Origin of the sequence: Cyanobium sp. ATX 6E8 (assembly GCF_024346335.1) — a bacterium.
Lineage (GTDB): Bacteria > Cyanobacteriota > Cyanobacteriia > PCC-6307 > Cyanobiaceae > Cyanobium_A.
In genome coordinates this window covers 62,327-87,561 of sequence record NZ_JAGQCT010000009.1, presented here as the reverse complement: position 1 = coordinate 87,561, position 25,235 = coordinate 62,327, and the positions used below count along the sequence as shown (strand labels likewise).

The 25,235-nt window shown below is 67.3% G+C and carries 27 protein-coding genes; 16 read left to right on the top strand and 11 right to left on the bottom strand.

Going from position 1 to position 25,235, the window contains the following annotated elements; all coding sequences use genetic code 11:
• Positions 1 to 14 precede the first annotated feature (14 nt).
• Positions 15 to 1,838 carry a proline--tRNA ligase gene (locus KBY70_RS09085; protein WP_254988236.1) on the bottom strand — a complete coding sequence of 608 codons (1,824 nt, stop codon included), beginning with the start codon at positions 1,836 to 1,838 and terminating at the stop codon, positions 15 to 17.
• A 171-nt stretch (positions 1,839 to 2,009) separates the two neighbouring features.
• Here KBY70_RS09085 and KBY70_RS09080 point away from each other — a divergent pair, with 171 nt between their 5' ends.
• Both KBY70_RS09080 and KBY70_RS09075 read left to right on the top strand, forming a co-directional pair.
• Complete coding sequence (locus tag KBY70_RS09080; protein WP_254988235.1) at positions 2,010 to 2,489, top strand: hypothetical protein; 480 nt, start codon at positions 2,010 to 2,012, stop codon at positions 2,487 to 2,489.
• A gap of 349 nt (positions 2,490 to 2,838) precedes the next feature.
• The gene (locus KBY70_RS09075) at positions 2,839 to 3,357 is read left to right on the top strand and encodes an inorganic diphosphatase (RefSeq protein WP_254988234.1); all 519 of its coding nucleotides are present in this window, start codon (positions 2,839 to 2,841) and stop codon (positions 3,355 to 3,357) included.
• Positions 3,358 to 3,365: 8 nt separating this feature from the next.
• Here KBY70_RS09075 and KBY70_RS09070 read toward each other — a convergent pair whose 3' ends face one another.
• On the bottom strand, positions 3,366 to 4,028 hold the full coding sequence (locus tag KBY70_RS09070; protein ID WP_254988233.1) for a class I SAM-dependent methyltransferase: 663 nt from the start codon (positions 4,026 to 4,028) through the stop codon (positions 3,366 to 3,368).
• Positions 4,029 to 4,110: 82 nt separating this feature from the next.
• Here KBY70_RS09070 and KBY70_RS09065 point away from each other — a divergent pair, with 82 nt between their 5' ends.
• Together KBY70_RS09065 and KBY70_RS09060 are read left to right on the top strand one after the other, a co-directional pair.
• Positions 4,111 to 4,473, top strand: a complete 363-nt coding sequence (locus KBY70_RS09065) for a 2Fe-2S iron-sulfur cluster-binding protein (RefSeq protein ID WP_254988232.1) — start codon at positions 4,111 to 4,113, stop codon at positions 4,471 to 4,473.
• Entirely contained in the window at positions 4,460 to 4,837 is a 378-nt protein-coding gene (locus KBY70_RS09060; protein WP_254988231.1) for a Spx/MgsR family RNA polymerase-binding regulatory protein, read from the top strand. Before KBY70_RS09065 ends, KBY70_RS09060 begins: the two co-directional genes overlap by 14 nt.
• Here KBY70_RS09060 and KBY70_RS09055 read toward each other — a convergent pair.
• A complete protein-coding gene (locus KBY70_RS09055) occupies positions 4,834 to 6,279 on the bottom strand; it encodes a hypothetical protein (protein WP_409996043.1) in 1,446 nt (481 codons plus the stop codon). The two genes, KBY70_RS09060 and KBY70_RS09055, sit on opposite strands and share 4 nt — an antisense overlap.
• Before the next feature lie 253 nt (positions 6,280 to 6,532).
• Here KBY70_RS09055 and lepB point away from each other — a divergent pair, with 253 nt between their 5' ends.
• Complete coding sequence (lepB, locus tag KBY70_RS09050) at positions 6,533 to 7,294, top strand: signal peptidase I (RefSeq protein ID WP_261356042.1); 762 nt, start codon at positions 6,533 to 6,535, stop codon at positions 7,292 to 7,294.
• On the opposite strand, the gene KBY70_RS09045 is transcribed toward lepB, so the two are convergent.
• Together KBY70_RS09045 and KBY70_RS09040 are read right to left on the bottom strand one after the other, a co-directional pair.
• Positions 7,233 to 8,555 carry a dihydroorotase gene (locus KBY70_RS09045; RefSeq protein WP_254988229.1) on the bottom strand — a complete coding sequence of 441 codons (1,323 nt, stop codon included), beginning with the start codon at positions 8,553 to 8,555 and terminating at the stop codon, positions 7,233 to 7,235. The two genes, lepB and KBY70_RS09045, sit on opposite strands and share 62 nt — an antisense overlap.
• Before the next feature lie 3 nt (positions 8,556 to 8,558).
• A complete protein-coding gene (locus KBY70_RS09040; protein WP_254988228.1) occupies positions 8,559 to 9,893 on the bottom strand; it encodes a histidine phosphatase family protein in 1,335 nt (444 codons plus the stop codon).
• An 83-nt stretch (positions 9,894 to 9,976) separates the two neighbouring features.
• Between KBY70_RS09040 and KBY70_RS09035 the strand changes: the two genes are divergently transcribed.
• The 5 genes from KBY70_RS09035 (at position 9,977) to KBY70_RS09015 (ending at position 15,437) form a co-directional block, all read left to right on the top strand.
• Positions 9,977 to 11,377: a CPBP family intramembrane glutamic endopeptidase gene (locus tag KBY70_RS09035; RefSeq protein WP_233128525.1), complete on the top strand. Its 1,401-nt coding sequence runs from the start codon at positions 9,977 to 9,979 to the stop codon at positions 11,375 to 11,377.
• Positions 11,378 to 11,488: 111 nt separating this feature from the next.
• A complete protein-coding gene (locus KBY70_RS09030; RefSeq protein WP_254988227.1) occupies positions 11,489 to 11,917 on the top strand; it encodes a hypothetical protein in 429 nt (142 codons plus the stop codon).
• 9 nt (positions 11,918 to 11,926) lie between these two features.
• Positions 11,927 to 13,714 (top strand): peptidoglycan D,D-transpeptidase FtsI family protein, encoded by a 1,788-nt coding sequence (locus KBY70_RS09025; RefSeq protein ID WP_254988226.1) that lies wholly within the window; start codon positions 11,927 to 11,929, stop codon positions 13,712 to 13,714.
• Positions 13,715 to 13,830: 116 nt separating this feature from the next.
• Entirely contained in the window at positions 13,831 to 15,000 is a 1,170-nt protein-coding gene (locus KBY70_RS09020; RefSeq protein WP_254988264.1) for a transaldolase, read from the top strand.
• Between the two features lie 59 nt (positions 15,001 to 15,059).
• Positions 15,060 to 15,437 (top strand): Crp/Fnr family transcriptional regulator, encoded by a 378-nt coding sequence (locus KBY70_RS09015; protein WP_094559904.1) that lies wholly within the window; start codon positions 15,060 to 15,062, stop codon positions 15,435 to 15,437.
• Positions 15,438 to 15,465: 28 nt separating this feature from the next.
• Here KBY70_RS09015 and KBY70_RS09010 read toward each other — a convergent pair whose 3' ends face one another.
• From KBY70_RS09010 to pyrH, 3 genes are read right to left on the bottom strand one after another with little or no spacing between them, the layout of a single operon-like run.
• Positions 15,466 to 16,623 carry an NAD(P)/FAD-dependent oxidoreductase gene (locus KBY70_RS09010; protein WP_094559903.1) on the bottom strand — a complete coding sequence of 386 codons (1,158 nt, stop codon included), beginning with the start codon at positions 16,621 to 16,623 and terminating at the stop codon, positions 15,466 to 15,468.
• On the bottom strand, positions 16,620 to 17,159 hold the full coding sequence (gene frr, locus KBY70_RS09005; RefSeq protein ID WP_094559902.1) for a ribosome recycling factor: 540 nt from the start codon (positions 17,157 to 17,159) through the stop codon (positions 16,620 to 16,622). Before frr ends, KBY70_RS09010 begins: the two co-directional genes overlap by 4 nt.
• A gap of 8 nt (positions 17,160 to 17,167) precedes the next feature.
• Positions 17,168 to 17,875, bottom strand: coding sequence for a UMP kinase (pyrH, locus tag KBY70_RS09000; RefSeq protein ID WP_094559901.1), 708 nt, complete (start codon positions 17,873 to 17,875; stop codon positions 17,168 to 17,170).
• Positions 17,876 to 17,958: 83 nt separating this feature from the next.
• Between pyrH and KBY70_RS08995 the strand changes: the two genes are divergently transcribed.
• On the top strand, positions 17,959 to 18,165 hold the full coding sequence (locus KBY70_RS08995; RefSeq protein WP_094559900.1) for a hypothetical protein: 207 nt from the start codon (positions 17,959 to 17,961) through the stop codon (positions 18,163 to 18,165).
• Positions 18,166 to 18,172: 7 nt separating this feature from the next.
• Here the strand turns inward: KBY70_RS08995 and cobO are convergent, their stop codons facing one another.
• On the bottom strand, positions 18,173 to 18,880 hold the full coding sequence (cobO, locus tag KBY70_RS08990) for a cob(I)yrinic acid a,c-diamide adenosyltransferase (protein WP_254988225.1): 708 nt from the start codon (positions 18,878 to 18,880) through the stop codon (positions 18,173 to 18,175).
• Between the two features lie 35 nt (positions 18,881 to 18,915).
• Positions 18,916 to 20,145: a site-specific integrase gene (locus tag KBY70_RS08985; protein WP_254988224.1), complete on the bottom strand. Its 1,230-nt coding sequence runs from the start codon at positions 20,143 to 20,145 to the stop codon at positions 18,916 to 18,918.
• A 102-nt stretch (positions 20,146 to 20,247) separates the two neighbouring features.
• Here KBY70_RS08985 and hemH point away from each other — a divergent pair, with 102 nt between their 5' ends.
• From hemH to KBY70_RS08960, 5 genes are all read left to right on the top strand, one after another.
• Positions 20,248 to 21,423, top strand: coding sequence for a ferrochelatase (gene hemH, locus KBY70_RS08980; RefSeq protein ID WP_254988223.1), 1,176 nt, complete (start codon positions 20,248 to 20,250; stop codon positions 21,421 to 21,423).
• Positions 21,424 to 21,541: 118 nt separating this feature from the next.
• Complete coding sequence (locus tag KBY70_RS08975; protein ID WP_233128522.1) at positions 21,542 to 22,051, top strand: M23 family metallopeptidase; 510 nt, start codon at positions 21,542 to 21,544, stop codon at positions 22,049 to 22,051.
• Between the two features lie 162 nt (positions 22,052 to 22,213).
• Positions 22,214 to 23,986 (top strand): biosynthetic-type acetolactate synthase large subunit, encoded by a 1,773-nt coding sequence (ilvB, locus tag KBY70_RS08970; RefSeq protein WP_409996046.1) that lies wholly within the window; start codon positions 22,214 to 22,216, stop codon positions 23,984 to 23,986.
• Positions 23,987 to 24,054: 68 nt separating this feature from the next.
• On the top strand, positions 24,055 to 24,393 hold the full coding sequence (locus KBY70_RS08965) for a nuclease (protein WP_233128536.1): 339 nt from the start codon (positions 24,055 to 24,057) through the stop codon (positions 24,391 to 24,393).
• 22 nt (positions 24,394 to 24,415) lie between these two features.
• Positions 24,416 to 24,622 carry a GIVxVP protein gene (locus tag KBY70_RS08960; RefSeq protein ID WP_094559894.1) on the top strand — a complete coding sequence of 69 codons (207 nt, stop codon included), beginning with the start codon at positions 24,416 to 24,418 and terminating at the stop codon, positions 24,620 to 24,622.
• 39 nt (positions 24,623 to 24,661) lie between these two features.
• On the opposite strand, the gene KBY70_RS08955 is transcribed toward KBY70_RS08960, so the two are convergent.
• Positions 24,662 to 25,135: a hypothetical protein gene (locus tag KBY70_RS08955; RefSeq protein WP_254988221.1), complete on the bottom strand. Its 474-nt coding sequence runs from the start codon at positions 25,133 to 25,135 to the stop codon at positions 24,662 to 24,664.
• Positions 25,136 to 25,235: the final 100 nt, after the last annotated feature.

Genomic DNA, 25,235 nt, shown 5'->3' with positions numbered 1-25,235 from the left:
TCCTAGAAGCCGCCTCAGAGGAGCCCCTGGCGCTGGCTCTCCAGGCTGGGCAGCAGGGCCGCGAGCAGCTCGCTGGCGGGGAGCTCCCGCTTGTCGCCACTGGTGCGTTCCACCAGTTCCACCAGGCCGGCTGCGGCGCCGCGGCCTACCACCACCCGCCAGGGGATGCCGATCAGGTCGGCATCCTTGAACTTCACCCCAGCCCGCTCGCCGCGGTCATCCAGCAGCACGTCCACGTCGGCCTGCTGCAGCTGGCTGTAGAGATGTTCGCCGAGGTTGGATTGCTCAGGGTCGGCCCCGTTCGCCACCACCACGATCACCTCAAACGGAGCGATCGATACGGGCCAGCAGATGCCGTTGCCGTCGTGGTGCTGCTCCACCGCCGCCTGGGCCAGCCGCGAGACCCCGATGCCGTAACAGCCCATCCACAGGGCTTCCTCAACGCCAGCTTCGTTGGTGAAGCGGGCGTCGAGGGCTTCCGAGTATTTGCGGCCGAGCTGGAAGATGTGGCCCACTTCAATGCCACGGCTGGCCTCCAGCTGCTGGCTGGGATCGTGCTGGCAGCGATCTCCAGGTTGGGCGGCCCGCAGATCCACGCTCTCGGGAGCGGGGCATAGCGATCCCCAGGCAGCCCCCACCAGGTGGCTGTCCATCGTGTTGGCCCCACACACAAAGGCCTCGAGCGCGGTGGCGGTGGGGTCGGCGAGCCGCAGGAAGCGCGGCGACCAGCTGCGGGCGGCGGCCAGGGCGCCATCGCTCAGCTGGGGTCCCATGAAGCCGAAGGGGATGGGCTCCAGGCCTTCCTTGGCGGCTGCTTCGGCGCTGAGGGGGCTGATGTCCAGCAAGGCGCCGTGCTCGGCGGAGCCTCGGGCGGTCACCGCATTGGCCAGCTTGACCTCGTTGAGCTGTTGATCCCCCCGCAGGCTCACCAACAGGGGCTGCTGGTGGCCGCCTTCGAAGCGGGCCAACAGCAGCAGCACTTTCACCGTCTGGGTGGGATCGAAGCCATGGGCGGAGCAGAGGTCTTCGATGCTGCTCTGCCCAGGGGTGGCGAGGGGTTCACCCTGCCCACCGGCGCGCACGCCGCCCAGCAGGGCCACGGCTTCAGGTGCCAACGACACGGCCCGTTCCTGGTTGGCGGCGTAGCGGCCGTCGCCGCTGGCCAGGATCAAGTCCTCGCCTGCCTCGGCGGTAACCATGAACTCCTGGCTTGCGGATCCGCCGATGGCACCGCTATCGGCTTCCACGGCCACGGCTCGGAGGCCGCAGCGGGCAAAGATGCGGCGGTAGGCCTGGTCCATCTCCTCGTAGGTCTGCCGCAGGGAGTCTTCATCGGCATGAAAGGAATAGGCATCCTTCATGATGAATTCCCGTCCGCGCATTAGCCCGAAACGTGGACGGATCTCATCGCGGAATTTGCTTTGAATCTGATAGAGATTCACGGGCAACTGCCGGTAGGAGCGCAGCAGGTCGCCGGCCAGTGCCGTGATCACCTCTTCATGGGTGGGTCCCAATCCGAGCTCTCGGCCCTGGCGATCCTCCAGGTGAAACATGATGCCCTCGCCTGCGGTGTAGCCGGCCCAGCGGCCACTGCGCTGCCATAGCTCTGCTGGCTGCAGCTGGGGCAGCAGGGTTTCGAGGGCACCGGCCCGATCCATCTCCTGGCGCACAACCCGGGACACCTTCTGGAGCACCCGCCACATCAGCGGCAGGTAGGCGTAAATCCCGGAGGCCACCCGGCGGATGTATCCCGCCCGCAGCAACAGCTTGTGGGAAGGGATCTCGGCCTCGGCCGGATCATCGCGAAGCGTCACCAGCATCAGGCGGGAGACGCGCATGGCCGCAGATTTCAGAGGATCGCGGAACCTATCACCGACCCAGGCCCAGGGACGCAGTCGTCTAGGTGACCATCGCTGCAGCGGAGCCTCGCAACCCCTGCTAACGTCTGTGCCCAATCCCAGTTGTCCTAGGTCCGTCTCATGTCTCTCAACCCCGGTGCCGCTCATGCAATGGGTTTGGGTGCAGCGGGATTGGGTCAGAAGGCTGCGCTACCGCTGGAAGAAGCCGCTTCGGTCGGATCTGCGGAGGTGGGGTCGGAAGATAGCGAAGGTTTGATCAGTATTGACGAGGTTCAGAAGGCCCTCAACCGATCCCGAGCCTCGGTCTACCGCTACACCAACACCGATCCGCGCAATCTCAACCCTCCGTTCAATCCGCGTAAACTCAATCCGGAATACCGCAGCGATCAGAAGGATCCGCTGATGTTCCACCCCAACGAGGTGGCTCGCTTCGCCCGCGACGTCCTGCGGATCAAGGAGGTCACGGTGGAGGTTCTCAACTCCCCCTCCACAGCCACCCAGCAGTTGCTCGGTGCCATCCTCGAGGAGTTGCGTGTCATCCGCACCCGTCTCGATCACCTCGACGGTCGCCCAGCCGACCTCAGTGCCCGTCGCGATCAGCACGATCAGGGTGCTCGCCCCGCCGCCTGAACAAGACCGCTCGCCTGGCGGAACTCGCCTGGCGGAAAAAGTGCCAGAATTGTTGAAGTCTCTTGTGTCGTTACTGGTGGATGAGGTGCCTGCACCTTCCACAGCCCCATGGATCGTGTTTCCCGAGATTCCCCTACGACCCTCAGGCCCATCACTAGGCCCGACTGCCCCACGCCGATCCAGTTGGCCAGTCAGGAGCCCTTGGGCGACGATGGGGATGACCCTTTCAGTCCGGGCCCCCAAGCCCTACCGCTGCTCCTGGGCAGCCTGATTGCCTTGGCCACAGCCGTCGTGCCACTGACCACGGTGGTGACCGGCAGATCGTTAACCCCCATCCCGCCGAGCTTCGATGGATCTGCGCCATCTGCCGGCCTCCCCGGCGCCTGGGCTGGTGAACCTGGTGGTGGAAATTCCCGCCGGCAGCCGCAATAAATACGAATACAACGAGCAGGCGGGGGTGATGGCCCTCGATCGGGTGTTGCACTCGTCGGTGCGCTACCCGTTTGATTACGGCTTCGTGCCCAATACCCTCGCCGAGGATGGTGCCCCCCTCGACGCGATGGTGATCATGGAGGAGCCCACCTTTGCGGGCTGCCTGATTCGCGCCCGACCGATCGGCATCCTCGACATGGTCGACTCCGGTGCCCACGACGGCAAGTTGCTGTGTGTGCCGGAGGCCGGCTTCCGGCACAAGGAGATCCGCTCGATTCGTCAGATCGCGCCCAACCAGCTTGAGGAAGTGGCGGAGTTTTTCCGCACCTACAAAAACATGGAGGGTCGGGTCACCGAGATCACCGGTTGGCTGGATCTGGAGGCGGTGCCGGCCCTGCTGCAGAGCTGTATCGAGGCCGCCAAGGCCAGCTGCTGACCCTGGCCTCAGGGACGGCGCTGCAGCAGGAAGCCCTCGTAGCCGAGAGCCTGGAAGATCCGGGCCGGGTCGCTGAAGCCGGCCGCGTTCACCAGGGCGGTGAGCCGGGCCTCGCCGATGGGGTGGAGCCCCTGGGTGAGGGGCTCCAGGTCGCGCGGCTCCGCCTCCAAGCCGCTGGCCCGCTGAAAGCCCAACCAGGCCGCGTCCACCTGGTTTTGCAGAGGGGAGCGTTCCGGCGCCATCAGATCCACCAGCACCAGCTGGCCGCCCGGCTCCAGGCTGCGGGCCAGGGCCGTGAGGAAGGCCAGCTTGGTGCCGTCATCCGGCAACGACTGCAACACCAGCACCGATAGGGCCCCGGCGAAGCAGGCATCCGCCTGCAGCTCCTCCACCGTGGTTTGACGCCACTGGATGCCCTCGCTCCCCAGGCGCTTCTGGGCCGCGGCGAGCATCTCTGCGGAGGGATCAATCGCGGTCAGCTGCCAGTCGGGGCGCTGGGCCCGGGCTTCCACCAGCTCAGCCCCGGTGCCGCAACCTGCCACCAGCACACCGGCACCGGTGCGGCTGGCCAGCGGTGAAGCCGCCAGCAGGGCCACCGCCAACCGGGCCAGGCTGGCGTAACCCGGGATCAGCTGCTGCACGATCAGGTCGTAGCCGAGGGGAGCTGACAAGGCTTGAAGACGTGGACTCTGATGCTAGGCATCGGGACGGGCGTGGCTTAAGTTGGGCGGCGCACTTTGCCCCAGCTCGACCGTGCCCACCATCCGTTTTGAACAGGAAGGCCAGCAGGTCGGTTGCATCGAGGGGGCCAATCTGCGCAAGGCCGCCCTGGATGCGGGCATCAATCCCTACAAGGGCCTCAACAACGTCAACAACTGCGGTGGCCTGGGCCAGTGCGGCACCTGCGTGATGGAGGTCGTGGAGGGGATGCAGAACCTCTCCCCCCGGAGCGATGTCGAGGAGGTGTACCTCTCCGACCGCCCCGCCAACTTCCGCCTCAGCTGCCGCACCAGTGTCAACGGTGACGTCACGGTGCGCACCCGGCCCACCAACGCCGTGGGCAAAGGCTCCAACAGCCTGGTTGGGGCGCTTAAGTCCTTGATTGGCAGGGGCTAGGCCGCTGAAGCTCTACAGCTACTCGCGTTGCAGCACCTGCCGTAAGGCCATCGCTTGGCTGGCCGCCCGACAGCTGCAGCCTGAGATCCTCGACATCACCGAGCAGCCCCCAAGCCCTGTGGAGCTGGAGCAGGCCTTGGCGCAATTGGGGCGCCAGCGCCTGTTCAACACCAGTGGCCAGAGTTACCGCGCCCTGGGAGCGGCTGCAGTGCAAGCCCTCGATGATCAGGCGGCCCTCGCGGCTCTGGCTGCTGATGGCAAGTTGATCAAGCGGCCCGTGCTGATCACCGACGCCGGCCGCATCCTCACCGGTTTCAAGCAGCCGGAGTGGGCAGCGCTTCTGGACGTTCAGGCTCCGGGTTAGGGGGCTTGCTCGCCTTCGGCCCTGACGGGGGCGGTGATCAATTGATCCAGCTCTTGGATCAGGGCCTCGATGCCGGCCCGGTTGATCTGGCTGAGGTAAGTGCCCTTGGCGCCATCGATCAGGGCGCAGAGGAGCTCCTGGGAACGCTCCAGGGCGGGCCCGCTCTCAAGGGCCGCCGCTAGTTCCTCCCAGAAGCGATCGATGAAGCGCTGCAGCAGGTCCAGCTGTACATCGTCGCGGCGAGAGAGTCGATTGCCGGTGCTGCGGGAAAGCTCCAGCAGGCTGTCGACCATGCCTGAGGCCAGCTGACGACTGATGCCGGTTTCCACCTGCAGCAGGGGTTGCAGTTGGCGCAGCGGCGGCGGCACCACGGTGCGATCAAGGCTTTGGCGCAGGCTGTAGCCCAACAGCCCTTGCAGCTCCGGGGCCAGCCGGGGGGCCACCCGGCTGAGCAGCAGCGGCGCCCAGATGCGCACCAGCTCCACCAGCGCCCGCTCATCGCTGCTGCTGGCCACGCTCTGGTGGCTGCGCAGCGCCCGCAGCCGTTGGGGCCAGCGCCGCGAGCGGATCACCCCCTGGGTGCCGTCGAGGATCTGCAGCGACAGCACCTCGAACAGCTCCACCGCCAGCAGTGCCACCACGCCGCGGCTGACCACGGCCCGTAGCGGCTCGAAATTGACCAGCCCCGACGTCTGCAGCCGCTCCAGCACCGGCACCACCCGCAACCAGCGCCAGAAGGGCAGCAGCAGGGGCAGGTCGCTCCAGCGCCGCAACAGGGCATCGCCCCAGCTCAGCCCCGGCAGGCGCCGCCGCAGCCGGATCAGTCGCAGCAGGATGTCCAGGGCGAAGACGCTCTGGAACAGCAGCAGGTCGATGCGCCAGAAATGGTCGGTGGGGCGACCGTTTTCATCGATGGACCGCCAGTAATTGGTGGCCACCAGCGGCAGGATCTGGCCGTTCCAGAAGCGGCGCTCCTGGATCCAGCCCTTGCTCTGGATCCAGACCGGATCCAGCAGCACGGCGGCTGCTTGGCGGGCGGAGTCGCGATCGGCCCGCTGCCGTATCCGATTTTTGATCTTTTCGAGGGTGCCGGAGGCCTCCGAAGCCAGGAATGGGTTGCTGTCGATTAGCTGGGCGGTGAGCTGGGCCTGACGGTTCAACAGGGTCACCTGGCTCGCCTGGGGGACCTGGCCGGCGGGTAGAGCCTGTAGGGACAGATCCAATTGGCGAAACTGCTCGAGGTAGGCCTGGGTTTCGCGATGGGGTTCGATGCCCTTGATCGGATCCACAAGCGGTGTGACATCGGGGATCACGGTGAGCGGCACCACCAGCGGCACCGAGGGGATCGGGTAGAGGTTGCGCTGCAGCCAGAAAGTGCGCAGCGGCACGTAGGTGATGTCGAAGGCGACCCACAGCAGATTGACGCTGGCCCACGCCGCCACAAAGCGATCCCAGCTCCGCGCCCAGCGCCCTGATGACGCCGCCCTTGAAGCAGCTGTTTGAGCTTGCCAGCGGGGGCGCGCCATGGAGCCGGGCGGGTGGTGGAGTGCCTAACCTGCCGAGTCTGGCCAGGGGACCCTGACTCCGCAGGGCCCGGGGGCCTTTGCGTCAACACAATGATGCGGCCGGGCCTGCTTGGGCTCTGCTTCCCCAGCGTCCTCCCGTTTCTGAAGGCCCCACCTGTTGAACAGCCCGTTGAACACTCCCGAAAGCCTGGATCAGCCCTCCCCGTCGCCGGCTGAGCCCCCCGCCGAGACTCCCGCTCAGGCCCTTGCGGAGACACCTGAAAGCCCCTGGGCCTTCTGGCGCAGTGTGGTGATCACCCTGGCCGTGGCGTTGGGCATTCGCCAGTTTCTGGTGGAGGCCCGCTACATCCCGTCGGGTTCGATGCTGCCAGGGTTGCAGCTGCAAGATCGCCTGCTGGTGGAAAAGCTCAGCTACCGCCAGCGCGCTCCCCGCCGCGGCGAGATCGTGGTGTTCCAGTCTCCCCACCATTTCGACCCGGTGCTCTCGGCTGGTGCCAGCCGCAACCCCTTGCGCTGCCTGGTGGTGAATCTGCCTCTGATCGGCAGTCTGCCCGGGGTGGCCAGCCCCGCCTGCGATGCCTACATCAAGCGGGTGGTGGCTTTGCCGGGCGAGCGGGTGATGGTGGATCCCAGGGGGCATGTGTTCATCAATGGCCAGCGGCTGCCCGAGCCCTACGTGCAGAACGACTGCCCGGTGGACAGCCAGGGGATGGGGCCCTGCCGCACCCTCAATGCGGTGGTCCCACCAGGCCATGTGCTCACCCTGGGTGACAACCGTGCCAACAGCTGGGACGGACGCTTCTGGCCAGGGGGCCCTTTCCTGCCCCAGGACGAAATCATTGGCCGTGCCTTTTGGCGCTTTTATCCCTTCAACCAGACAGGGGCGCTGGGGGTGACAGGCTCCAGTGATCAGCCGGCGTCAAGCCGGTAGCGCGCACCCCACCCTGGATGGTCCGGCCTCCCAGGGGTTGGTTGGCTGCGTGCGAGAGCGAATGGCTTGGTTCCCAGGCCCATTGCTGCTGCGGGTCGAACAGCAACCAGCGGCGCGACCCCACGCGGAGCTGTTCGGGCGGCAGCCCCAGCAGCGCGGACCCGCCCCAGCTCAGGGCCTGCCAGAGTTGCTCCACTGGCCAGCTGCGGCGGCCCACCAGCTCCTGCCAGAGCAGCGGCAGCACCAGTACGCGGGGGGCGCCGTGGCTGGCCAGCCCAGGCCGCCGCTGGTCGAGGGGCAGCAGCTGCTCCTCCGCATCAAGCGGCAGGTGATGCACCGCCACGGCGGTGAGCACGCCATCGGCCAGGGCGGTGATCAGGGCGTGGCGATCGTCCGCTGTGCCCAGGGAGGGGTGCAGCCGCCAGCCCTCAGCGGTGGGATCCAGGTTGCTGCTGTCGGCCAGCAGGTGCCACCAGCTGACGCTGGCCAGGGGGCGGTGCTGGGCCGCCCGCAGCAACGCGACACCTGCGGCGGTGGAGAGGTTCATCAGCCGCAGGGCTGCCTCGGAACGGCTGGCGGCCAGGGTGAGCAGGCTCTGCAGAGGCAGGGTTTCGCTCAGCACCGGATCCGGCGGCCAGCCGGCCCGCAGGGCGTCGACGCCCTCGCGCACGAAGCCTCCACCGGTGAGGCTCCCATCCCTGGGTGCCACCAGCACGGGCCGCGGGCCCATCTCGCCAAGCAGCAACCCCCGCTCCAACAGGGCCAGGGGGGGCAGCTGGTCGTGGCAGGCCAGCCCGATGGCCCCTGCAGTGATCTGATCGGCGTGGGGGGCCAGCTCCTGATCGGCCCCCTCCAGGCTGAAGCTGCCCCAGCGCTCCAGGGCCAGCGGCTCCAGTCCGGGCGGGTTGAGGTTGAAGCTGAGGTTGAGGCGCTCGGGCCGGTCCCGCCAGGGGCTGGACCAGGGCAACAGGGCCACGGTGCCGTAGCCCCCCGCCGCTGCGGCGGCAGCCAGGCTGGTGAGGTTCTCAGCCCGCCCATCCCAGGGCTGCTCCAGCGCGCTGTGGGGATCCACCAGCATCGGCGCCAGCAGCCACCCCTGGGCAGCCGTGGGGGAAAGCCCGAGGGCTTCGGCCTGCTGCCCGGCCGGCTCTCCCCAGCTGAGCAGGGCACCGCTGGCATCGATCAGGGCATCGGCGCGGTGGAGGGGCTGGCCTGGCCCTGTGAGCAGTTGAACCTGCTGAAGCCAGAGGGGGCGCGTCAAAATTCAGAGCGCACCGGCGGCGGTGCGGTCCAACACGCCGCCTAGGTGTGGGGTGAGGTTCATGGCTGCCACCAGCGGGCGCCCGCCGGCTCCTTCGGGGTAGTCGATCACGGTGACGCCACCGTTGCCCTGCTTGATGGCCCAGATGTCGGCGGGCTGCAGGCCCAGCAGGCCGCAGAGAATGGTTTTGTTGACGGCGTCATGGGCCACCACTAAGGCGGTTTCGTCGTCGCTGAGGCTGGCGGCGATGCGGGCCCATGTGGCCAAGGAGCGGTCCCAGACCTGCTGCAGGGTTTCCCCCTCCGGCATCTGAACCGTCTGGGGCGCCCGCTTCCAGTCTGCGAGCAGCTGGGGCCAGCCCTCGGCGATCTCCTGCTCAAGCCGGCCTTCCCAGAGCCCGTGGCCGATTTCCACCAGGCCGGTGCTGCTGGTCAGGGGCACGCCAGGGTGGGAGGCCAGGATCGCTTCGGCGGTCTGACGGGGGCGGGCCATGCAGCTGGTGTAGGCCCGGTTGATCGTGACCGGCGCTAGGAAACGACCAGCTGCTTCGGCCTGGGAGCGCCCGGTGGCATTGAGGGGAATGTCGATCTGCCCCTGGAAGCGGCCTTCGCGATTCCAGTCGGTTTCGCCATGGCGCACCAGCAGCAGGCGCGGCCCTGGCCCCTTGGAGGGCAGGGGGTCGCCAAGGTGGGCCAGCCCGTTGAGGGATTCCACCTGCACTCCGCCGCCACTGAGGTTGAGCACTGATAGGGAGCAGTTGTCGACCCGCAGCCGGCGGAAGCCGGACAGGGGCAGATCCAGCAGCGCCAGCAGCAGGCAGCGCAGGATGGCGTTGTGGGCCACCACCAGCACCGTCTGGGGTGGACCCTGCTCGTCGGTGATTGCAGCCCCATGGCGCTCCAGCAGCTGCTCTCGGAATTGCTGGGCCTGGGCCATCAGCTCCTGCAGGGGCAGGTAGGTGTGGCCATCGGCCCGCTGCAGTTCGAGCCGTTCCGGTGCCAAACGCCACTGCCGCTCTAGCTCGGCGTGGTGCTCGCGCAGCTCCTGGCGCAACAGCCCGCTCCAGGGGGCCAGGTCAATTTCCAGCAACAGCGCATCGGGCGTCGCCACCAGGCCCTGACCCTGCTCGGCCAGCAACAGCTGGGCGGTGTCGGCGGCCCGGCGCAGCGGCGAGGTGTAGGCCGCCGTGAAGGTCAGATCCCGCAGCGCGGCCTCTGTGGCACGGGCCTGGGACTGGCCGGTGTCGGTGAGGGTGGAGAGATCGTCGCGGCCCTGGATGCGGTGCTCCACATTGAAGCTGCTCTGCCCATGGCGCACCAACACAATCCGAAGGGGCACGGGCTTGACGCTGCTCTCCGCCCATCGTATGGGAGGGGGTGTGGGCAGAATCGCTCCACTCGTAAGCCCCGGAGGGCCTGCGCTTGAACGCCAGCCCCCCCCCGCAACCCCGTCCGAGCGCAGGGTGGACTGCTGGCCTGGCCCTGCTCAGCCTGGTGCTCAGTGGCTTGCTCTGGCTCAATGGCCTGGTGGACAGCCTGCAGCGCCCATCGGTGGGCAACGCCCTGGAGCTGCGCCAGCGGGAGCTGACGGCCCTGGCGGCCCCTGCCCTGCCCGCCAACTTGCGCCCGCTGCTGGCCGGGGATCAGCCGCTCCAGGCCTTGCAAAAGGAACTCCTGCAGCAGGTCAACGACGCCCCCCTGCCCCCTGCCCCCGAGCAGCAGCTGCAACTGGCTCTGCTGCAGGGTCAGACGGGGCAGCAGCAGGCGGGCCGGCAACGGCTGCTGGATCTGCAACAGCAGGTGCCTCCAGAGCAGCGGCCCCTACTGGCGGCCCTGCTCGCCCCGCCTGCGAACCGTGCCCCTGGGCCGGCGGAGGGGCTGTGGGCGGGCTGGCACCCCTCGCCCCTCACCCGTGCCTTGGCCTGCCAGGCCCTGGGCGGGAGTGTCGACGCCTGCAGCGATCAGCCGGCCCAGCGGGCGGCGGTGCTGCGCCTGTTGGGCACGGGGGTGGTGCCGGTGCTGTTGTTGCTGCTGGGCATCGGCCTGCTGCTGCGCGAGCTCTGGCTGCGCTGGCGCGGCAAGGCCCAGGCCCGGGCGCCCCTGCAGGGGCCACCCCTGACCCTGGCGGAGGCAACGCTGCTGATCGCCGGTGGCTTTGTGGTGGTGGGTGAGTTGTTGGTGCCGCTGCTGCTGGCTCCCCTGCTGCAGGGCGGACTCGGGCCGCTGGCCGCCCAGCCCGCCCTGCAGCAGGGGGTGTTGGTGCTGGGCCTGTACCTCGGTTTGATGGCGGTCCCGCTGGCACTGCTCTGGGGCCAGTTGCGGTCCCACGGTCCGCGGCCCCTAGGAGGCTGGCTGCAGTGGCACTGGCGACCACTGGGCGGCACCCTGCGCCGTGCTCTGGTCCAGGTGCTGATGGTGCTGCCCCTGGTGGCCCTGACGGGCTGGCTTCAGGAGCGGTTGGTTGGCGATCCTGGCGGCAGCAATCCCCTGCTCGAGCTGGTGCTGACCAGCGCCAACCCCCTGGCCCTGCTGTGTTTTGCCTTCACGGCCCTGGTGCTGGCACCACTGTTTGAGGAAACCCTGTTCCGCGGCGTGCTGCTGCCGGTGCTGGCCCAGCGCTGGGGCGGCCTCTGGGCCGTGCTGATCAGTGCCCTGGTGTTCAGCGTTGCCCACCTCAGCATCGGCGAATTGCCGCCCCTGTTTGTGCTCGGCTTGGGCCTGGGCTGGCTACGGCTCCAGAGCGGCAGGCTGGGGGCGAGTGTGTTGATGCACAGCCTGTGGAATGGCCTCACTTTTGCCAATTTGCTCTTGCTGGCAGGTTGAAGGCTCCAGTCCCCTTGCTGGTTCGCATCAGGGGTGGTTCAATCGCGCAGTGCTCGGGCCGTCCCTTTGGTTGCCTCCCTCTCGCCCCGGCAGGCTCCCGAAAGTCGTCTGATGGCGGGGAAACACGCCAGCCGACGGGCTCAGCGGCGCACCCTTCAGCTGATTCAGGGCTCCCTCTCGGGCCGCAGGTTGGAGCGCCGAGCTCCCTGGATCAGCAACCTCCACCGCGCCACCGACGGCACCCTGGCGGGCCTCGGCATCTGCATGCTCGCCCTCAGCGCCCTGACCCTGCACTGGCAGAACCGCTGGGGTGTGAGCTACCAGCAACTGGAGGCCTCCCAGCTGTTGGAGCACAAGCTGCAGGAATCGTCGGCGCTGCTGGAACAGCACCACCTGGGCGCGGTGAAGCGCCCGGGCTGGCTGGTGCCGACCAGCAGTGAAAAACTGGTGTACCTCCCGCCCCCTAAGTCCGCTTCCCTCTCCGTCGGTTTGCCCCTGCTGAGCAGCATTCAGTTGCGTCAGATCCGCTCGGGTTACTGATTCATGTCGATGACGTCCAGTCGTCGCCGCGGTCCCAGCCGCAGTCGCAGCAGTTCTCCCCAGCGGGTCGTGGCGATCCAGCCGGTGCCCACCGGTCGTTTGCTGGCGGTTTACGGGCTGTTGTGCGCGGGCCTGGTGGGGCTGGCCGTACGGCTGGCCTGGTTGCAGGTGGTCGATGCGACCAACCTCCAGAACCGCGCCCACGCCATCCAGACCCAAACCACCAAGCCGATCGGCAAGCGACGCACGATCGTTGATCGCAATGGGCGCCTGGTGGCCCTTGATGAACAGCGCTTTACCCTCTGGGCCCATCCCCGTTATTTCAATTTCCCGGGCGACGACCCCCAGAAGATCCGCAGCGTCGATGAGGTGGCCAGCAAGGTGGCGGCGGTGTTGGCCCTGCCGAAAGCCGGGCTTCTGCAAACGATGGCGGGCCGCCGCAGTGGCATCAAGCTGCGCACAGACCTGGATCCGGAGACGGCTGAGCGGGTGCGGCAGCTGGGAATCAGTGGCCTGGATCTCGAGGCCTACCCCCACCGCATCTATCCCCAGGGCCCCCTGTTTGCCAACGTCGTCGGCTTCCTCAACCTGGAGCGCGTGCCCCAGGCCGGCCTGGAGCAAAGCCGCGATGGCGACCTCAAGCGCCAGGAAACGGCCCTGCAGATGCGCCGCGGCGCCGACGGCACCCCACTGCCCGCTGGCCTGACAGCCGGCTCTCTCTACGGCGACGACCTGCGCCTGCAGCTCACCCTCGATGCCCGGCTGCAGCAGGTGGCCCAGCAGGCCCTGGTCAAGCAGGTCAAGAAATGGAATGCCAAGCGCGGTGCGGCCCTGGTGATGGACGTGCGCAACGGCGAAATGCTGGCGCTGGCTTCCACCCCCACCTACGACCCCAACGCCTTCTGGAAGTTCAACCCCGGTCTGTTCCGCGAGTGGTCGGTGCAGGACCTCTACGAACCGGGCTCCACCTTCAAGCCGATCAACCTGGCCCTGGCCCTGCAGGAAAAGGCGATCCAGGCCAATGGTCGGGTGGCCGACACCGGTCAGCTGACGATCGGGGGCTGGCCGATCTTCAACCACGACAAGCGGGCCAATGGCCTGATTGATTTCCCCACCGTGCTGCAGGTGTCGAGCAACGTGGCGATGGTGAAGGCGATGGCTCAGGTGAAGCGGGACCGCTTCTGGCAGTGGCTGCGCACCTTCGGGATTGATGAAAGGCCCGACACCGACCTGCCGGGGGCGGTGGCCGGGGAACTCAAGCCCCGCAATGCCTTTACCAGCCAGGCGATTGAGCCGGCCGTGGCTGCCTTTGGCCAGGGCTTCTCCTTGACGCCGCTGAAGCTGCTGCAGCTGCACGCCATGTTGGCCAATGGGGGCCGGCTGGTGAGCCCGCACATCACCCGAGGTCTGCGCTCAGGAGATGCACTGGCCAGCGCTCCGGGTGGGAGCGGGATGCCGTTGCTCGATCCCGCCGTCACCCGCACGGTGATGGGCTGGATGGAGTCGGTGGTGGAGAACAGCAGTGGCTTGGGCATCAAGATTCCCGGTTACCGGATCGGCGGCAAGACGGGCACCGCCCAGAAAGCGGAGCGGGGTGTGTACATCCCGGGGGCTCTGATCACCAGCTTTGTCGGGCACCTGCCCATCGACGACCCGCGCTACGTCGTGCTGGTGGTGGTGGATGAACCGAAGGGCGGCAGCATCTACGGCTCCACGGTGGCGGCCCCGGTCGCCCGCCAGATCATCGACGCCCTGCTGGTGCTGGAGCGGATTCCGCCCTCGCGCCCCAAGGCCTGACGGCTCGTGTTGCCGTTCCCTCAAGGATCGGTCTGCCGTCTGGGTGAATCCGTCCACACTGGCTAGCGTGATGGCACTCAGGGCTGATGCCCAGCCAGCTCGACCCGTCCCTGCCCATGGCCAACCTGCTCGATCAACTCGCTGCCATGACCGTGGTGGTGTCCGACACCGGCGATATTGATGCGATCAAGCAGTTCACCCCCCGCGACGCCACCACCAACCCGTCGCTGATCCTGGCCGCAGCCCAGATTCCCACCTACCAAAACCTGATCGACCGCTCCCTGCAGGAGTCGCGCCAGGTGATGGGGGCCGATGCCGGCGCCGACGCGGTGGTACGGGAAGCCCTCGATGAAATCTGCGTCACCTTCGGCAAGGAGATCCTCAAGATCGTGCCCGGCCGCGTGTCCACAGAAGTGGACGCCCGCCTCAGCTACGACACCGAAGCCACCATCGCCAAGGCCCGCAAACTGATCGGCCTGTACAACCAGGCGGGCATCAGCAACGACCGGGTGCTGATCAAGGTGGCGTCCACCTGGGAGGGCATTCGTGCCGCCCAGCAACTGGAGCAGGAGGGCATCCACTGCAACCTGACCCTGTTGTTCGGTTTTGCCCAGGCGGTGGCTTGCGCCGAGGCCGGCGTCACCCTGATCTCCCCCTTCGTGGGACGCATCCTCGATTGGTACAAGAAGAGCACCGGCCGCGACGTCTACCCCGGCCCAGAAGATCCCGGTGTGATCTCCGTGAGCCAGATCTTCAACTACTTCAAAACCTACGGCTACAAAACCGAGGTGATGGGAGCCAGCTTCCGCAACATTGAGGAGATCATCGAGCTGGCGGGCTGTGATCTGCTCACCATCTCGCCGGCGCTGCTCGATCAGTTGCGCCACACCGAAGGGGAACTGGAGCGCAAACTCAACGCCTTTGATCCGGCTCCCACCGAAGCCCAAATCCATCTCGATGAAGCCCACTTCCGCCAGATGCTGGCGGCCGATCCGATGGCCACCGAGAAGTTGGATGAGGGGATCCGCGGCTTCTGCAAGGCGATCGAAGCCCTGGAGGCCCAGCTGGCCCATCGCCTGGCCGAGCTCGAGGGTGGTGCCGCGTTCAGCCATGCCGTGCACGAGATCTTCCTGCTCAATGATCTCGATGGCGATGGCTGCATCACCCGCGAGGAGTGGCTGGGCAGTGATGCGGTGTTCGATGCTCTCGACACCGATAAAGATGGCCGGCTCGCCCCGGACGACATCAAGGGTGGATTGGGAGCGGCCTTGGTTGGTGCTGGCTAGAGCCAGCCTTAACCGGCGTGGGGCACACTGGCCCCATCTCCGTCCGTAGCCGTCGCACCGTGAACGCCCTCGACACCATGCGCGCCCTGGCCAGCAACGGTGAGGTGGTCACTGTGGAGCCTGGGGAGCTGATTTTTGCCTCGGGGGAATCGGGCGATTGCATGTTCGGCCTGCTGGAGGGCTCGGTGCAGTTGAGCTGGAACGGCGACCAGGGCCATGAGCAGATCAATGCAGGCGATGTGTTCGGTGCCGGTGCTCTGGTGACGAGCGATCACCGCCGCTACGGCAATGCCCGGGCTTTAACCCCCTGCCGGTTGCTGGTGATGAACCGCGAAAAGTTTCTGTTTGCTGTGCAGGAGTCGCCGATGTTTGCGATCGAACTGCTGGGCTCGATCGATCAGCGCCTGCGGCAACTCAAGGATTGCACCAAGATCTGAGGCTTGCACCAAGATCTGAAGCCCGCCTTCAGGAGCGCTGGAACAGCAAGCGGCGGATCACCCGTTGGGCGATGTCGCCATAGCCCATCTCGCCGGAAAGGATCTGGGCAATGCGCTGCGGTGCGGTGGGGCGCTTGATGCCCAGCTGGTAGCCCACCCGCGGCACCCGGTAGAACACCTGGGCGATGCGTTTGCCCCAGGCCATCGACTCGCCCCATTCGGCCCGCATGCGGCGCGTGTAGCCGGCCAGGGCCGAGGGCTCACCGGCCAACCAGGCTGCGATCGCCTCAGCGGCCCGGCAGCCGCTGATCAGGGCGGGACGCAGACCTTCGGCCAGGAAGGGATCGCACAGCGAGGCGGCATCGCCTACCACCACCAGCCCGGTGTTCTCCCCCTGGCCATGGAGCGGGTGGTGGCCATCCCAGATGCGCAGCTGGCCCGCACGGCGCTCGCCGGCATCGGCGGGCAGGCCCAGGCTGGGCAGTAATTGGCTCAGCACCGCATCGGCATCGGCGGGATCGCGGCCGATGAAGGTGCCCACGCCGATGCTGTAGCCCCCCTGGCGGGGGAAGGACCAGCAGAAGCCATGGCGCACCAAACCGAATTCAAAGCGGGCGGTGCTGGGCTCGCTCACGGCACATTCCACCTCCACCGACACCGTGTCGGCAAAGCGCGGCCGGGCTGGCCCCAGGCCATGGCGGGCCGCCAACTGCGATCCCGAGCCGTCGGCGATCACCACCGCCCGCGCCTGGAGCGATAGGGCTGCGCCGGTTGGCCCGATCGCCTGCAGCTGCCAGTGATCCCCTGATCGCTGCAGGCTCTGCACCGCCACGCCCGGCTGGAAGTCCACCCCAGCTGCCGTGGCCTGCTCCACCAGGTAGGAATCGAGCACGGAACGCCGCACGATCCAGAAGGGGGCATCGCCGGGCAACACGGCCGTCACGGGGTCGCCCAGGCACCAGGTGAAACGCACCTGGTCGATCACCGCATCCACGGCCGGGCCCAGGTCAAAGGGGAACAGCGCCTGCATCGAGGCCGCCATGCCGCCCCCACAGGGCTTGGGGCGTGGGAAGGCGGCGCGATCCAAGAGGACCACCTTCTGACCCTGCTGCGCCAGGTGGAAGGCCGCTGCGCCACCAGCAGCGCCGGCCCCCACCACCACCACGTCAGCTGGCGTGGCGTTCACACCTTGAGGATGTCGGCTTCCTTCTCGGCCAGGTGCTTCTCGAGCTCGGCGATGAACTTATCGGTGAGCTTCTGCACCTTGTCCTGATCATCGCGGCTCTGATCTTCTGAGAGCTCGCCGTCCTTCTCCTGCTTTTTCACCTTGTCGATGGCATCGCGGCGCACGTTGCGCAGGGCCACCTTGCCCTCTTCGGCATACTTCGCGGCCAGCTTGCAGAGCTCCTTGCGGCGATCTTCGGTGAGGGGCGGGATGTTGATCCGGATTACCTTGCCGTCGTTGTTGCAGGTCAGGCCCAGATCACTCATGGAGATGGCCTTCTCAATCAGTCCCATCGAGCCGGTATCGAACGGCTGGATCTGAATCGTTTGGGAATCGGGGGTGGACAGGGTGGCCAGAGACTTCAGCGGCGTCTCAGCGCCGTAGTACTCCACACTGATTTTGTCGAGCAGGGAGGGGTTGGCCCGGCCCGTGCGGATGGTGTTGAAGGTGCGCTGGGTCGCTTCGAGCGACTTGCGCATGCTGGCTTCCAAATCCATGGCGGGGGTCAGGGGTGAATGCGGGTGCCGATCGGCTCGCCGGCCACGGCGCGGCCGATGTTGCCGGCGCCGAACAGATCAAACACCACAATGGGAATGGCGTTGTCCTTGCAGAGGGAAATGGCCGTGCCGTCCATCACCTCGAGCTCGGAGCTGAGCACCTCCAGGAACGAGAGGCTCTCGTAGCGCACAGCATCGGTGTGCTTGTTGGGGTCTTTGTTGTAGACGCCATCCACCTTGGTGGCCTTGAACACCACATCGGCGCCGATCTCAGCGGCCCGCAGGGCTGCGGTGGTATCGGTGGTGAAGAAGGGGTTGCCGGTGCCGGCGGCAAAGATCACCACCCTGCCCTTTTCCATGTGGCGGATCGCCTTGCGGCGGATGTAGGGCTCGGCTACCTCCTGCATCGAGATGGCGCTCTGCACCCGGGTGGGCACGCCAGCCCGCTCGAGGCCGTCCTGCAGGGTGATGGCGTTCATCACGGTGGCGAGCATGCCGACGTAGTCGGCGGTGGCCCGGTCCATACCGGCGGCCGATCCTTTCAGGCCGCGGAAGATGTTGCCACCACCCACCACGATCGCCAGTTGGGTGCCACCGGCCACGCAGGCGGCCACATCGGAGGCAATGGACTGCACGATCGCCGGATCGATGCCATAGCCCTGCTCCCCCATCAGCGCTTCGCCGCTGAGTTTGAGCAGCACGCGCTTGTAACCCATCGACCCCACTGATTTGCCGCACCGTAGCAACGCCCTTGCGTCCTGCCCGCCCAACCGCTTCAGTGCCACAAAGCGTGAGCGCCATGGGCCACCTTCCCCTCGGCCAGCCCCAGCCTTACCGCCAGCCGCGATCCTGTGGCGTGATGGCGCGCCTCACCCTTTCGGCCCTGGATCGGGCCAGCGCCGACCCGGCGATCTGGCGCGAACCCGATGTGCACCGGGCCGTGTTGATCAGCGGCCTCACCGTGCTGGTGAGTGCCCTGGCTCAGCTCCAGGACGACCTGGGCTGAGCCGTGCCTAAAACTCAATCCCTCGCTGAGCTTTCACGCCCTGCTCCCGGAAGGGATGGCGCAGCAATTTCATTTCCGTCACCAGATCGGCCCGCTCCACCAGGGCCGGGGGGGCACCGCGGCCGGTGAGGGCCACGTGGGTGAGCTCGGGGCGCAGGGTCAGGCCCTCCAGCACCTGTTCCACCGCCAGGTAGCCCAGCTTGAGGGCGACATTCACCTCATCGAGCACCACCAGCTTGCGGTTGGCGTCGGCGAGGTAGCTGAGCGATCTCTCCCAGGCGGCCTGGACCAACACACGATCCCGCTCCCGGTCCTGGGTTTCCCAGGTGAAGCCCTCGCCCAGGGCGTGCCAGGCCAGCGCGTCGCCAAACAACTCCAGGGCCTTGGCTTCGCCGGGCTGCCAGCCGCCCTTGATGAACTGCACCACCGCCACCGCGTCGCCGTGGCCCAGGGTGCGCAGCACCAGCCCTAGGGCTGCGGTGGTCTTGCCTTTGCCGTCGCCGGTGAACACCAGCACCAGCCCCTTCTCCAGGTTGCGCTCACCCACTCGCTGCTGCTGCACCTCCTTGCGCCGTGCCATGCGGCGGCGGTAGCCATCGGCATCCGCTTCTGGCGCCAGAGCGCCGCCGGGGCCGAGTTCCGCTGCCACCGCATCGAGGGCCGACCCTGGCGCAGTGGCGTCGGGCTGGGGTGCGGTGGGATCGGGTTGGCTCACGGCAGGGCAACGGCAAGGCAGCCACTCTGGCGGGCTTAGGCCACCGACTGCCGGCGCGCCAGGGCCGCATCCACCGCCTGCTGCTGGTCGCGGCGGGTGATCCAGTGGTGATAGGTGCGGGTGTGAATGGCCACGGAGTGACCCATCATCCGGGCTGCCACGGTGTCGGGCAGGCCGATGTGGATGGTGCGCACCGCCCAGGCATGGCGCAGGTCGTAGGGGGTGATCGGCAGGTCGTAGCGGCGAAATTGTTCCGCCACCCGCCGGCCCACCTGCTGCAGGGTGGTGCGGCGTAGGTCGGTGGCCACTGGGGGCAAAGGTGGGGCGGTGCTCCCCAGTTGCTCCAGGCCGAAGTGTTCCACCCACTCCGGCTGGAACGGCCACACCTGGTGCTCCCCGGTTTTGGAGGTGGGCAGCACCCGGATCACCCGGTCGCCGCCGGGGGCCAGGGCCGAGAGGTCGCAGAAAAAAATCTCGTGGTTGCGCAGGCCATAGGTGGCCATCAACGCGTAGGCCAGCCGCCAGCTGGGGTTGGGGATCTGTTCGGCCAGGGCGAGGATCTGCGGATCGCCGGGCAGCCTGCGGAACTGGGCCGCATGCAGGCCGTAGCCCGCCGCCCGTTCGGCCCAGTCCTCGGGCAAGGGCTGGCCCAGGTGGCGGGCCAGGGCCGCCAGGGCGGTGCCGCACTGCTGGCGACTGCGGCTGGTTGGGGCATAGCTCTCCAGAACCGTCTCCAGCAACGGCAGGCCCAGGGGCCAGTTCCGTTCCGCCGCCACCGCCGCCAGGCGCCGCAGGTAGGGACGGTAGGCGCTGGTCCAGGTGGTGCGGCAGCCGGCGGGGTTGCGGCGGCGGCGGGGGTCGGCGAAGAAGGCCGCCTCGAAGCTCTCCAGCCCGAGGGGATCGCCGCAGCCCTTCACCACCGGCCTCGTCACCCGCTCGGTCACAGGGCTTCCTGGGGTCGGTTCCGGCAGCGCCCGGGCCCACACCGACCAGTCGAAACGCCCTTGCTGGAGCTGACGCAGCGCCTCCTTGAGGCGCTCCCTGGCCTGATCCAACCCCGCTGCGTCGGCGGGCAGCCCCAGGCTGATGCGCTGCACGGGGTGCCGACCCGTCCCATGGCGGCAGGGCAGCGGCCCCCGCAGCCCCAGCCGTTGGCCGCGCAGCTCCAGACGCAGCGAAAGCCCCGCCCGCGCCAGGGCGCTGTTCTCCTGCGCCAGCTGGGCCTGCAGGCTCGCCAGATCGGGCACCGCAGCTCCGCTTGCCATGGCCCTTGCACAGGTCTCGACGTTATCGATCCGACGCCGAAGCCGCTAGGGGTGTAGCGGCAGCGTTACGCTCGGCCTTCCTGAGCCGCACGGAACGAGGGCATGGCCAAGGTTGGCGTGCTGCTGCTGAACCTCGGCGGGCCCGAGCGTATTCAGGACGTCGGTCCGTTTCTCTACAACCTGTTTTCCGATCCGGAGATCATCCGGCTGCCGAATCCTGCTCTCCAGAAGCCACTGGCCTGGTTGATCAGCAGTCTGCGGGCCGGCAAATCCCAGGAGGCCTACCGCTCGATCGGCGGTGGCTCGCCCCTGCGGCGCATCACCGAACAGCAGGCCCGGGAGCTCCAGAGTGAATTGCGCTCCAGGGGCATCGAGGCCACCAGCTACGTGGCCATGCGCTATTGGCACCCCTTCACCGAATCGGCGGTGGGCGACATCAAGGCCGACGGAGTGGATGAGGTGGTGGTGCTGCCCCTCTATCCCCACTTTTCGATCAGCACCAGCGGCTCGAGTTTCCGGGAGCTGCAGCGGCTGCGTCAGGCCGATACAGCCTTTTCGCGCCTGCCGATCCGCTGCATCCGCAGTTACTACGACGACCCCGGCTACATCGGCGCTATGGCCGGCCTGATTGCCCGCGAGATCCAGGCCTGCCCCGAGCCGGCCCAGGCCCATGTGTTCTTCAGTGCCCATGGGGTGCCCAAGAGCTACGTGGAGGAGGCTGGCGACCCCTACCAGCAAGAGATCGAAGCCTGCGCGCGCCTGATCATGGAGCGGCTCGAGCGCGATCTGGGCCACGCCAATCCGTTCACCCTGGCCTACCAGAGCCGGGTGGGTCCGGTGGAGTGGCTCAAGCCCTACACCGACGACGCCCTGCAGGAGCTGGGGGCCGCCGGTGTGACCGATCTGGTGGTGGTGCCGATCAGTTTCGTCAGTGAGCACATCGAAACGCTCGAAGAAATCGACATCGAATACCGGGAAATCGCCACCGAGGCGGGCATCATCAATTTCAGGCGCGTCCCGGCCTTGGACACGACCCCAGCTTTCATTCACGGCCTGGCCGATCTCGTGCAGCACGCCCTGGAGGGCCCCGAGGTCAACCTGGATCAGGCCGCCGAGTTGCCCACCAAGGTGAAGCTCTATCCCCAGGACAAGTGGGCCTGGGGCTGGAACAACAGCTCCGAGGTGTGGAACGGTCGCTTGGCGATGGTGGGCTTTTCCGCTTTCCTGCTGGAACTGATCAGCGGACGGGGCCCCCTGCATGCGCTCGGCCTGCTTTAAACACCGCCCCCTGACGAAACGTTTCAAAGGCCCTTTCAGACGTTGTTTGACACGCTGCTCAACAGGGTTTTGCAGGGGTGAAAGAACCGCTGCCTGGCCCGGTCTGATCTGTGCGGCTGTGGCTGTCACGGTTCAGCTGGCTTGCGGTACGGCCCTCGCGCAAGCCCATTGGCAGATGGGGGTGTTTCCGGTAGCCAACTTCCTGGCCTACACCAGCCACTTCGGCACCCGCACGGGGCCCTGGGGCCGGGTGGAGCCCCACTACGGCCTCGATATCGCCGCCCCGATGGGCTCGCCGATCCGCAACTGGTGGGCCGGGGTGGTGCAGGACGTGATCCACGACGGAGCCTGTGGCATCGGCCTGGTGATCCGCTCGGGGGACTACGAGCACATTTATTGCCATCTCGCCGGCCACGTGGCCGGCGGCACCTATCGCAGCGGCCCCGTCGCCCTGCGCCAGGGGCAACGGCTGCGCACCGGTCAGTTGATCGGCCATGTGGGCATGAGTGGTCGCACCACCGGCCCCCATCTGCACTGGGGCATGCGTCACGGCGGGCGCTGGCTCGATCCCGCCCAGATTCTGCGGGCCATGGCGGCAGGCCGCGTCAAAAGCCGCGCCGGCACCTAGAGTTGCCGTAATTCGTGAACCAGCCTCAGCGGTTGGCATGCTGCAGCCGTGACGCTGACGCCCCTCACTCCTGCGGCCCAGTCCGCCCCTGCTGTTTCCAATGGCGACAGCTCCACCGTTGCGGCCAACCCTCCGCAACGCGTTAGTGGCGGCTACGCCCTGATGGATGCGCTGCATCGCCATGGGGTGGAGCACATCTTCGGCTACCCCGGCGGCGCGATCCTGCCGATTTACGACGAGCTGCACAAGGCCGAGGCCCGCGGCTGGCTCAAGCACATCCTGGTGCGCCATGAGCAGGGCGGCACCCATGCCGCCGACGCCTATGCCCGCGCCACCGGCAAGGTGGGTGTGTGCTTCGGCACCTCTGGGCCCGGCGCCACCAACCTGGTCACCGGCATCGCCACCGCCCAGATGGACTCGGTGCCGATGGTGGTGATCACCGGGCAGGTGCCCCGGGCATCCATCGGCACGGATGCCTTCCAGGAAACTGACATCTTCGGCATCACCCTGCCGATCGTGAAGCACTCCTGGGTGGTGCGCGACCCGGCTGATATCGGCCGAATCGTGGCCGAGGCCTTCCTGATCGCCGCCAGCGGCCGCCCCGGCCCGGTGCTGATCGATGTGCCTAAGGACGTGGGCCTTGAGGAATTCGACTACACCCCGGTGGCCCCTGGTACGGCCATCCCCGCCGGTTTCAAGCTGCCCCCCAGCCCCGATCCGGCGGCGATCGCCGCGGCCCTGACGCTGATTCGTCAGGCTCGCCGTCCCCTGCTGTATGTGGGAGGTGGCGCTATCAGCAGCGGTGCCCATGGTGCCGTCAAGCAACTGGCTGAGCGCTTCCGGTTGCCCGTCACCACCACCTTGATGGGCAAGGGGGCCTTCGATGAGAAGCATCCCCTGGCGGTGGGCATGCTGGGCATGCATGGCACCGCCTACGCCAATTTCGCGGTCACCGAGTGCGATCTTTTGATCGCCACCGGCGCTCGCTTCGACGATCGGGTCACCGGCCGGCTCGATGGCTTCGCGCCCCGGGCCCAGGTGATTCACATCGACATCGATGCGGCTGAAATGGGCAAGACCCGCCTGCCGGATGTGGCGCTGGTTGCCGATGTGCAGGCCGCGCTGGAGGCTCTACTGGCGGCGTCTGCCGGGGAGAGCAGCGAAGGCCGCATCGAAGCTTGGTTGCAGCGGATCGACAGCTGGAAGCAGCACTACCCCCTGGTGGTGCCTGCTCCCGAGGGCGACATCGCCCCCCAGGAGGTGGTGGTGGCCCTGCGCGAGCTGGCGCCCGATGCCTTCTACACCACGGATGTGGGTCAGCATCAGATGTGGGCAGCCCAGTTTCTCCACAACGGCCCCCGCCGCTGGATCAGCTCGGCGGGCCTGGGCACCATGGGCTTCGGCATGCCTGCCGCTATGGGGGTGCAAACGGCCTTCCCCCACGAGCAGGTGATCTGTGTGGCCGGCGACGCCAGCATCCTGATGAACATCCAGGAGCTGGGCACCCTCAGCCAGTACAACCTGCCGGTGAAGGTGGTGGTGCTCAACAACGGCTGGCAGGGCATGGTGCGCCAGTGGCAGGAAAGCTTCTACGGCGAGCGCTATTCCGCCTCCGAGATGACCGGAGGCATGCCCAACTTCGCAGCCCTGGCCGAGTCCTTCGGGGTGCGGGGCGTGCTGATCGATGATCGGGCCAGCCTGCGCCAGCAGCTCCAGGCGGCCCTCGACCATCCCGGCCCCGTGTTCATTGACGTCAAGGTGCGCCGCAACGAAAACTGCTACCCGATGGTGCCCCCCGGCGCCAGCAACGCCCAGATGGTGGGCTTGCCCAGCCATCCCGAGCTGGCCATCGATACCACCCGCCACTGCCATGCCTGTGGCAGCACCACCGAAAGCGCCCATCTGTTCTGCCCCAACTGCGGCGCCAAGCTTTGAGGTGGCTTGCGGCACTGATCGCGGCCCTCGTCCTGTTGCTCTGGCCTGGTGCGGCGCTGGCGGCTGAGATGCTGCAAGTGCGGGGCGCCACCCTGTTGCAACTGGGTGATCAGAACCGCAGCTACACCGTCCAGTTGGCTTGCATCGTGGTGCCCGAGGCCCAGCAGAGCGAGGCGGTGGATTGGCTGCGTCAGGCCGCCCCCCGCCGCACTCGGGTCAATCTGCGGCCCATGGGCCAGAACCAGGGGGTTCTGCTGGCCCGGGTGCAGACCCTCTCGGCTCCCCAATACCGATCAGGCAGCGCTTCCGGCAGCACGGATCTGGCCAGCGGTTTGGTTGCCGCCGGCCTGGCTCAGGTTGCCGCTGACGCCGATCCCAGTGGGGATTGTGCCAATCTCGGCGCCTGATCCTGTTGCTTGGGCTGATTCCGTGAGTTTGAACCGCACTGCGAAAGGCATTGTGCTGGTGCCTTCCCTGCTGCTGGGCGGAGCCTTCCTGGCGGCCGGCGTATGGAGCGACGGACCCGCAGCCAGCAACAAGATGTTGGCCCTGAGCCTCGGGGGGGTGTTGATGGCCGCCGGCTTGCTGGCCCAATTGTTGCCCGACAGCCAGCCGGAAGAGTCAGATCCCGATTGAAGGGGTCCCAACCGGTTAAGGGGCCCAGCTGGGACCTTCCTACTTCTTCTGCTGCTGTTTGGCCTGGGCCGAGAACTGGGCGATCACGTCATCGACGAATTTCTTGTCGGCGGTGGTGATCTTCGGGTAGCAGCCTTGCTTCACGCGGCCCACGATCTGCACGATGGTGCCGTTGATGATCTGGGAGGCCTCCAGCTTGCCTGCACCGGCGATCTGGCCGCCGTGGGTGGCGGTGACCACGTAGGTGATCGCCTTGGCGTTGGAGATCACGGCGTTCTGCACGGGCACCTTCTGCTCGACTGCCAGTTCGCAGACGTTGACGGCGGCGGCCAGAGCCATGTCGTTCATCGTCTCCAGGCTGGCGGGCTTGGCGGCCGCCGCGGCAGGGGCTGACGACTGGGCCAGGCCGGGCGCTCCGAGCAACGCCGTTGCTCCCGCTACAGCCGTGACGCCAGCGAAAGCCGTGGCGCTAAGGGCGGAAGCAGTGAACCGGGCCAGGGAAAAACGAGACACAGAAACCGTCGGACGGGTAAACAGCATCCTTCCACTGTGGCATCCGTGTCGGGCCCGTGATAGGGGAGCTGCGCTTGGGTGGCCGCCTTCACAGTTGGCC

What these genes read in the sequence shown, in the direction of transcription:
- KBY70_RS09025 (WP_254988226.1), top strand. Translation starts at nt 11,927, where the DNA reads ATGACGTCCAGTCGTCGCCGCGGTCCCAGCCGCAGTCGCAGCAGTTCT.
- KBY70_RS09020 (WP_254988264.1), top strand. Translation starts at nt 13,831, where the DNA reads ATGGCCAACCTGCTCGATCAACTCGCTGCCATGACCGTGGTGGTGTCC.
- KBY70_RS09075 (WP_254988234.1), top strand. Translation starts at nt 2,839, where the DNA reads ATGGATCTGCGCCATCTGCCGGCCTCCCCGGCGCCTGGGCTGGTGAAC.
- hemH (WP_254988223.1), top strand. Translation starts at nt 20,248, where the DNA reads ATGGCCAAGGTTGGCGTGCTGCTGCTGAACCTCGGCGGGCCCGAGCGT.
- KBY70_RS08965 (WP_233128536.1), top strand. Translation starts at nt 24,055, where the DNA reads ATGCTGCAAGTGCGGGGCGCCACCCTGTTGCAACTGGGTGATCAGAAC.
- frr (WP_094559902.1), bottom strand. Translation starts at nt 17,159, where the DNA reads ATGGATTTGGAAGCCAGCATGCGCAAGTCGCTCGAAGCGACCCAGCGC.
- KBY70_RS08985 (WP_254988224.1), bottom strand. Translation starts at nt 20,145, where the DNA reads ATGGCAAGCGGAGCTGCGGTGCCCGATCTGGCGAGCCTGCAGGCCCAG.
- KBY70_RS08995 (WP_094559900.1), top strand. Translation starts at nt 17,959, where the DNA reads ATGGGCCACCTTCCCCTCGGCCAGCCCCAGCCTTACCGCCAGCCGCGA.
- KBY70_RS09030 (WP_254988227.1), top strand. Translation starts at nt 11,489, where the DNA reads ATGGCGGGGAAACACGCCAGCCGACGGGCTCAGCGGCGCACCCTTCAG.
- pyrH (WP_094559901.1), bottom strand. Translation starts at nt 17,875, where the DNA reads ATGGGTTACAAGCGCGTGCTGCTCAAACTCAGCGGCGAAGCGCTGATG.
- KBY70_RS09080 (WP_254988235.1), top strand. Translation starts at nt 2,010, where the DNA reads ATGGGTTTGGGTGCAGCGGGATTGGGTCAGAAGGCTGCGCTACCGCTG.
- ilvB (WP_409996046.1), top strand. Translation starts at nt 22,214, where the DNA reads ATGGATGCGCTGCATCGCCATGGGGTGGAGCACATCTTCGGCTACCCC.
- KBY70_RS09085 (WP_254988236.1), bottom strand. Translation starts at nt 1,838, where the DNA reads ATGCGCGTCTCCCGCCTGATGCTGGTGACGCTTCGCGATGATCCGGCC.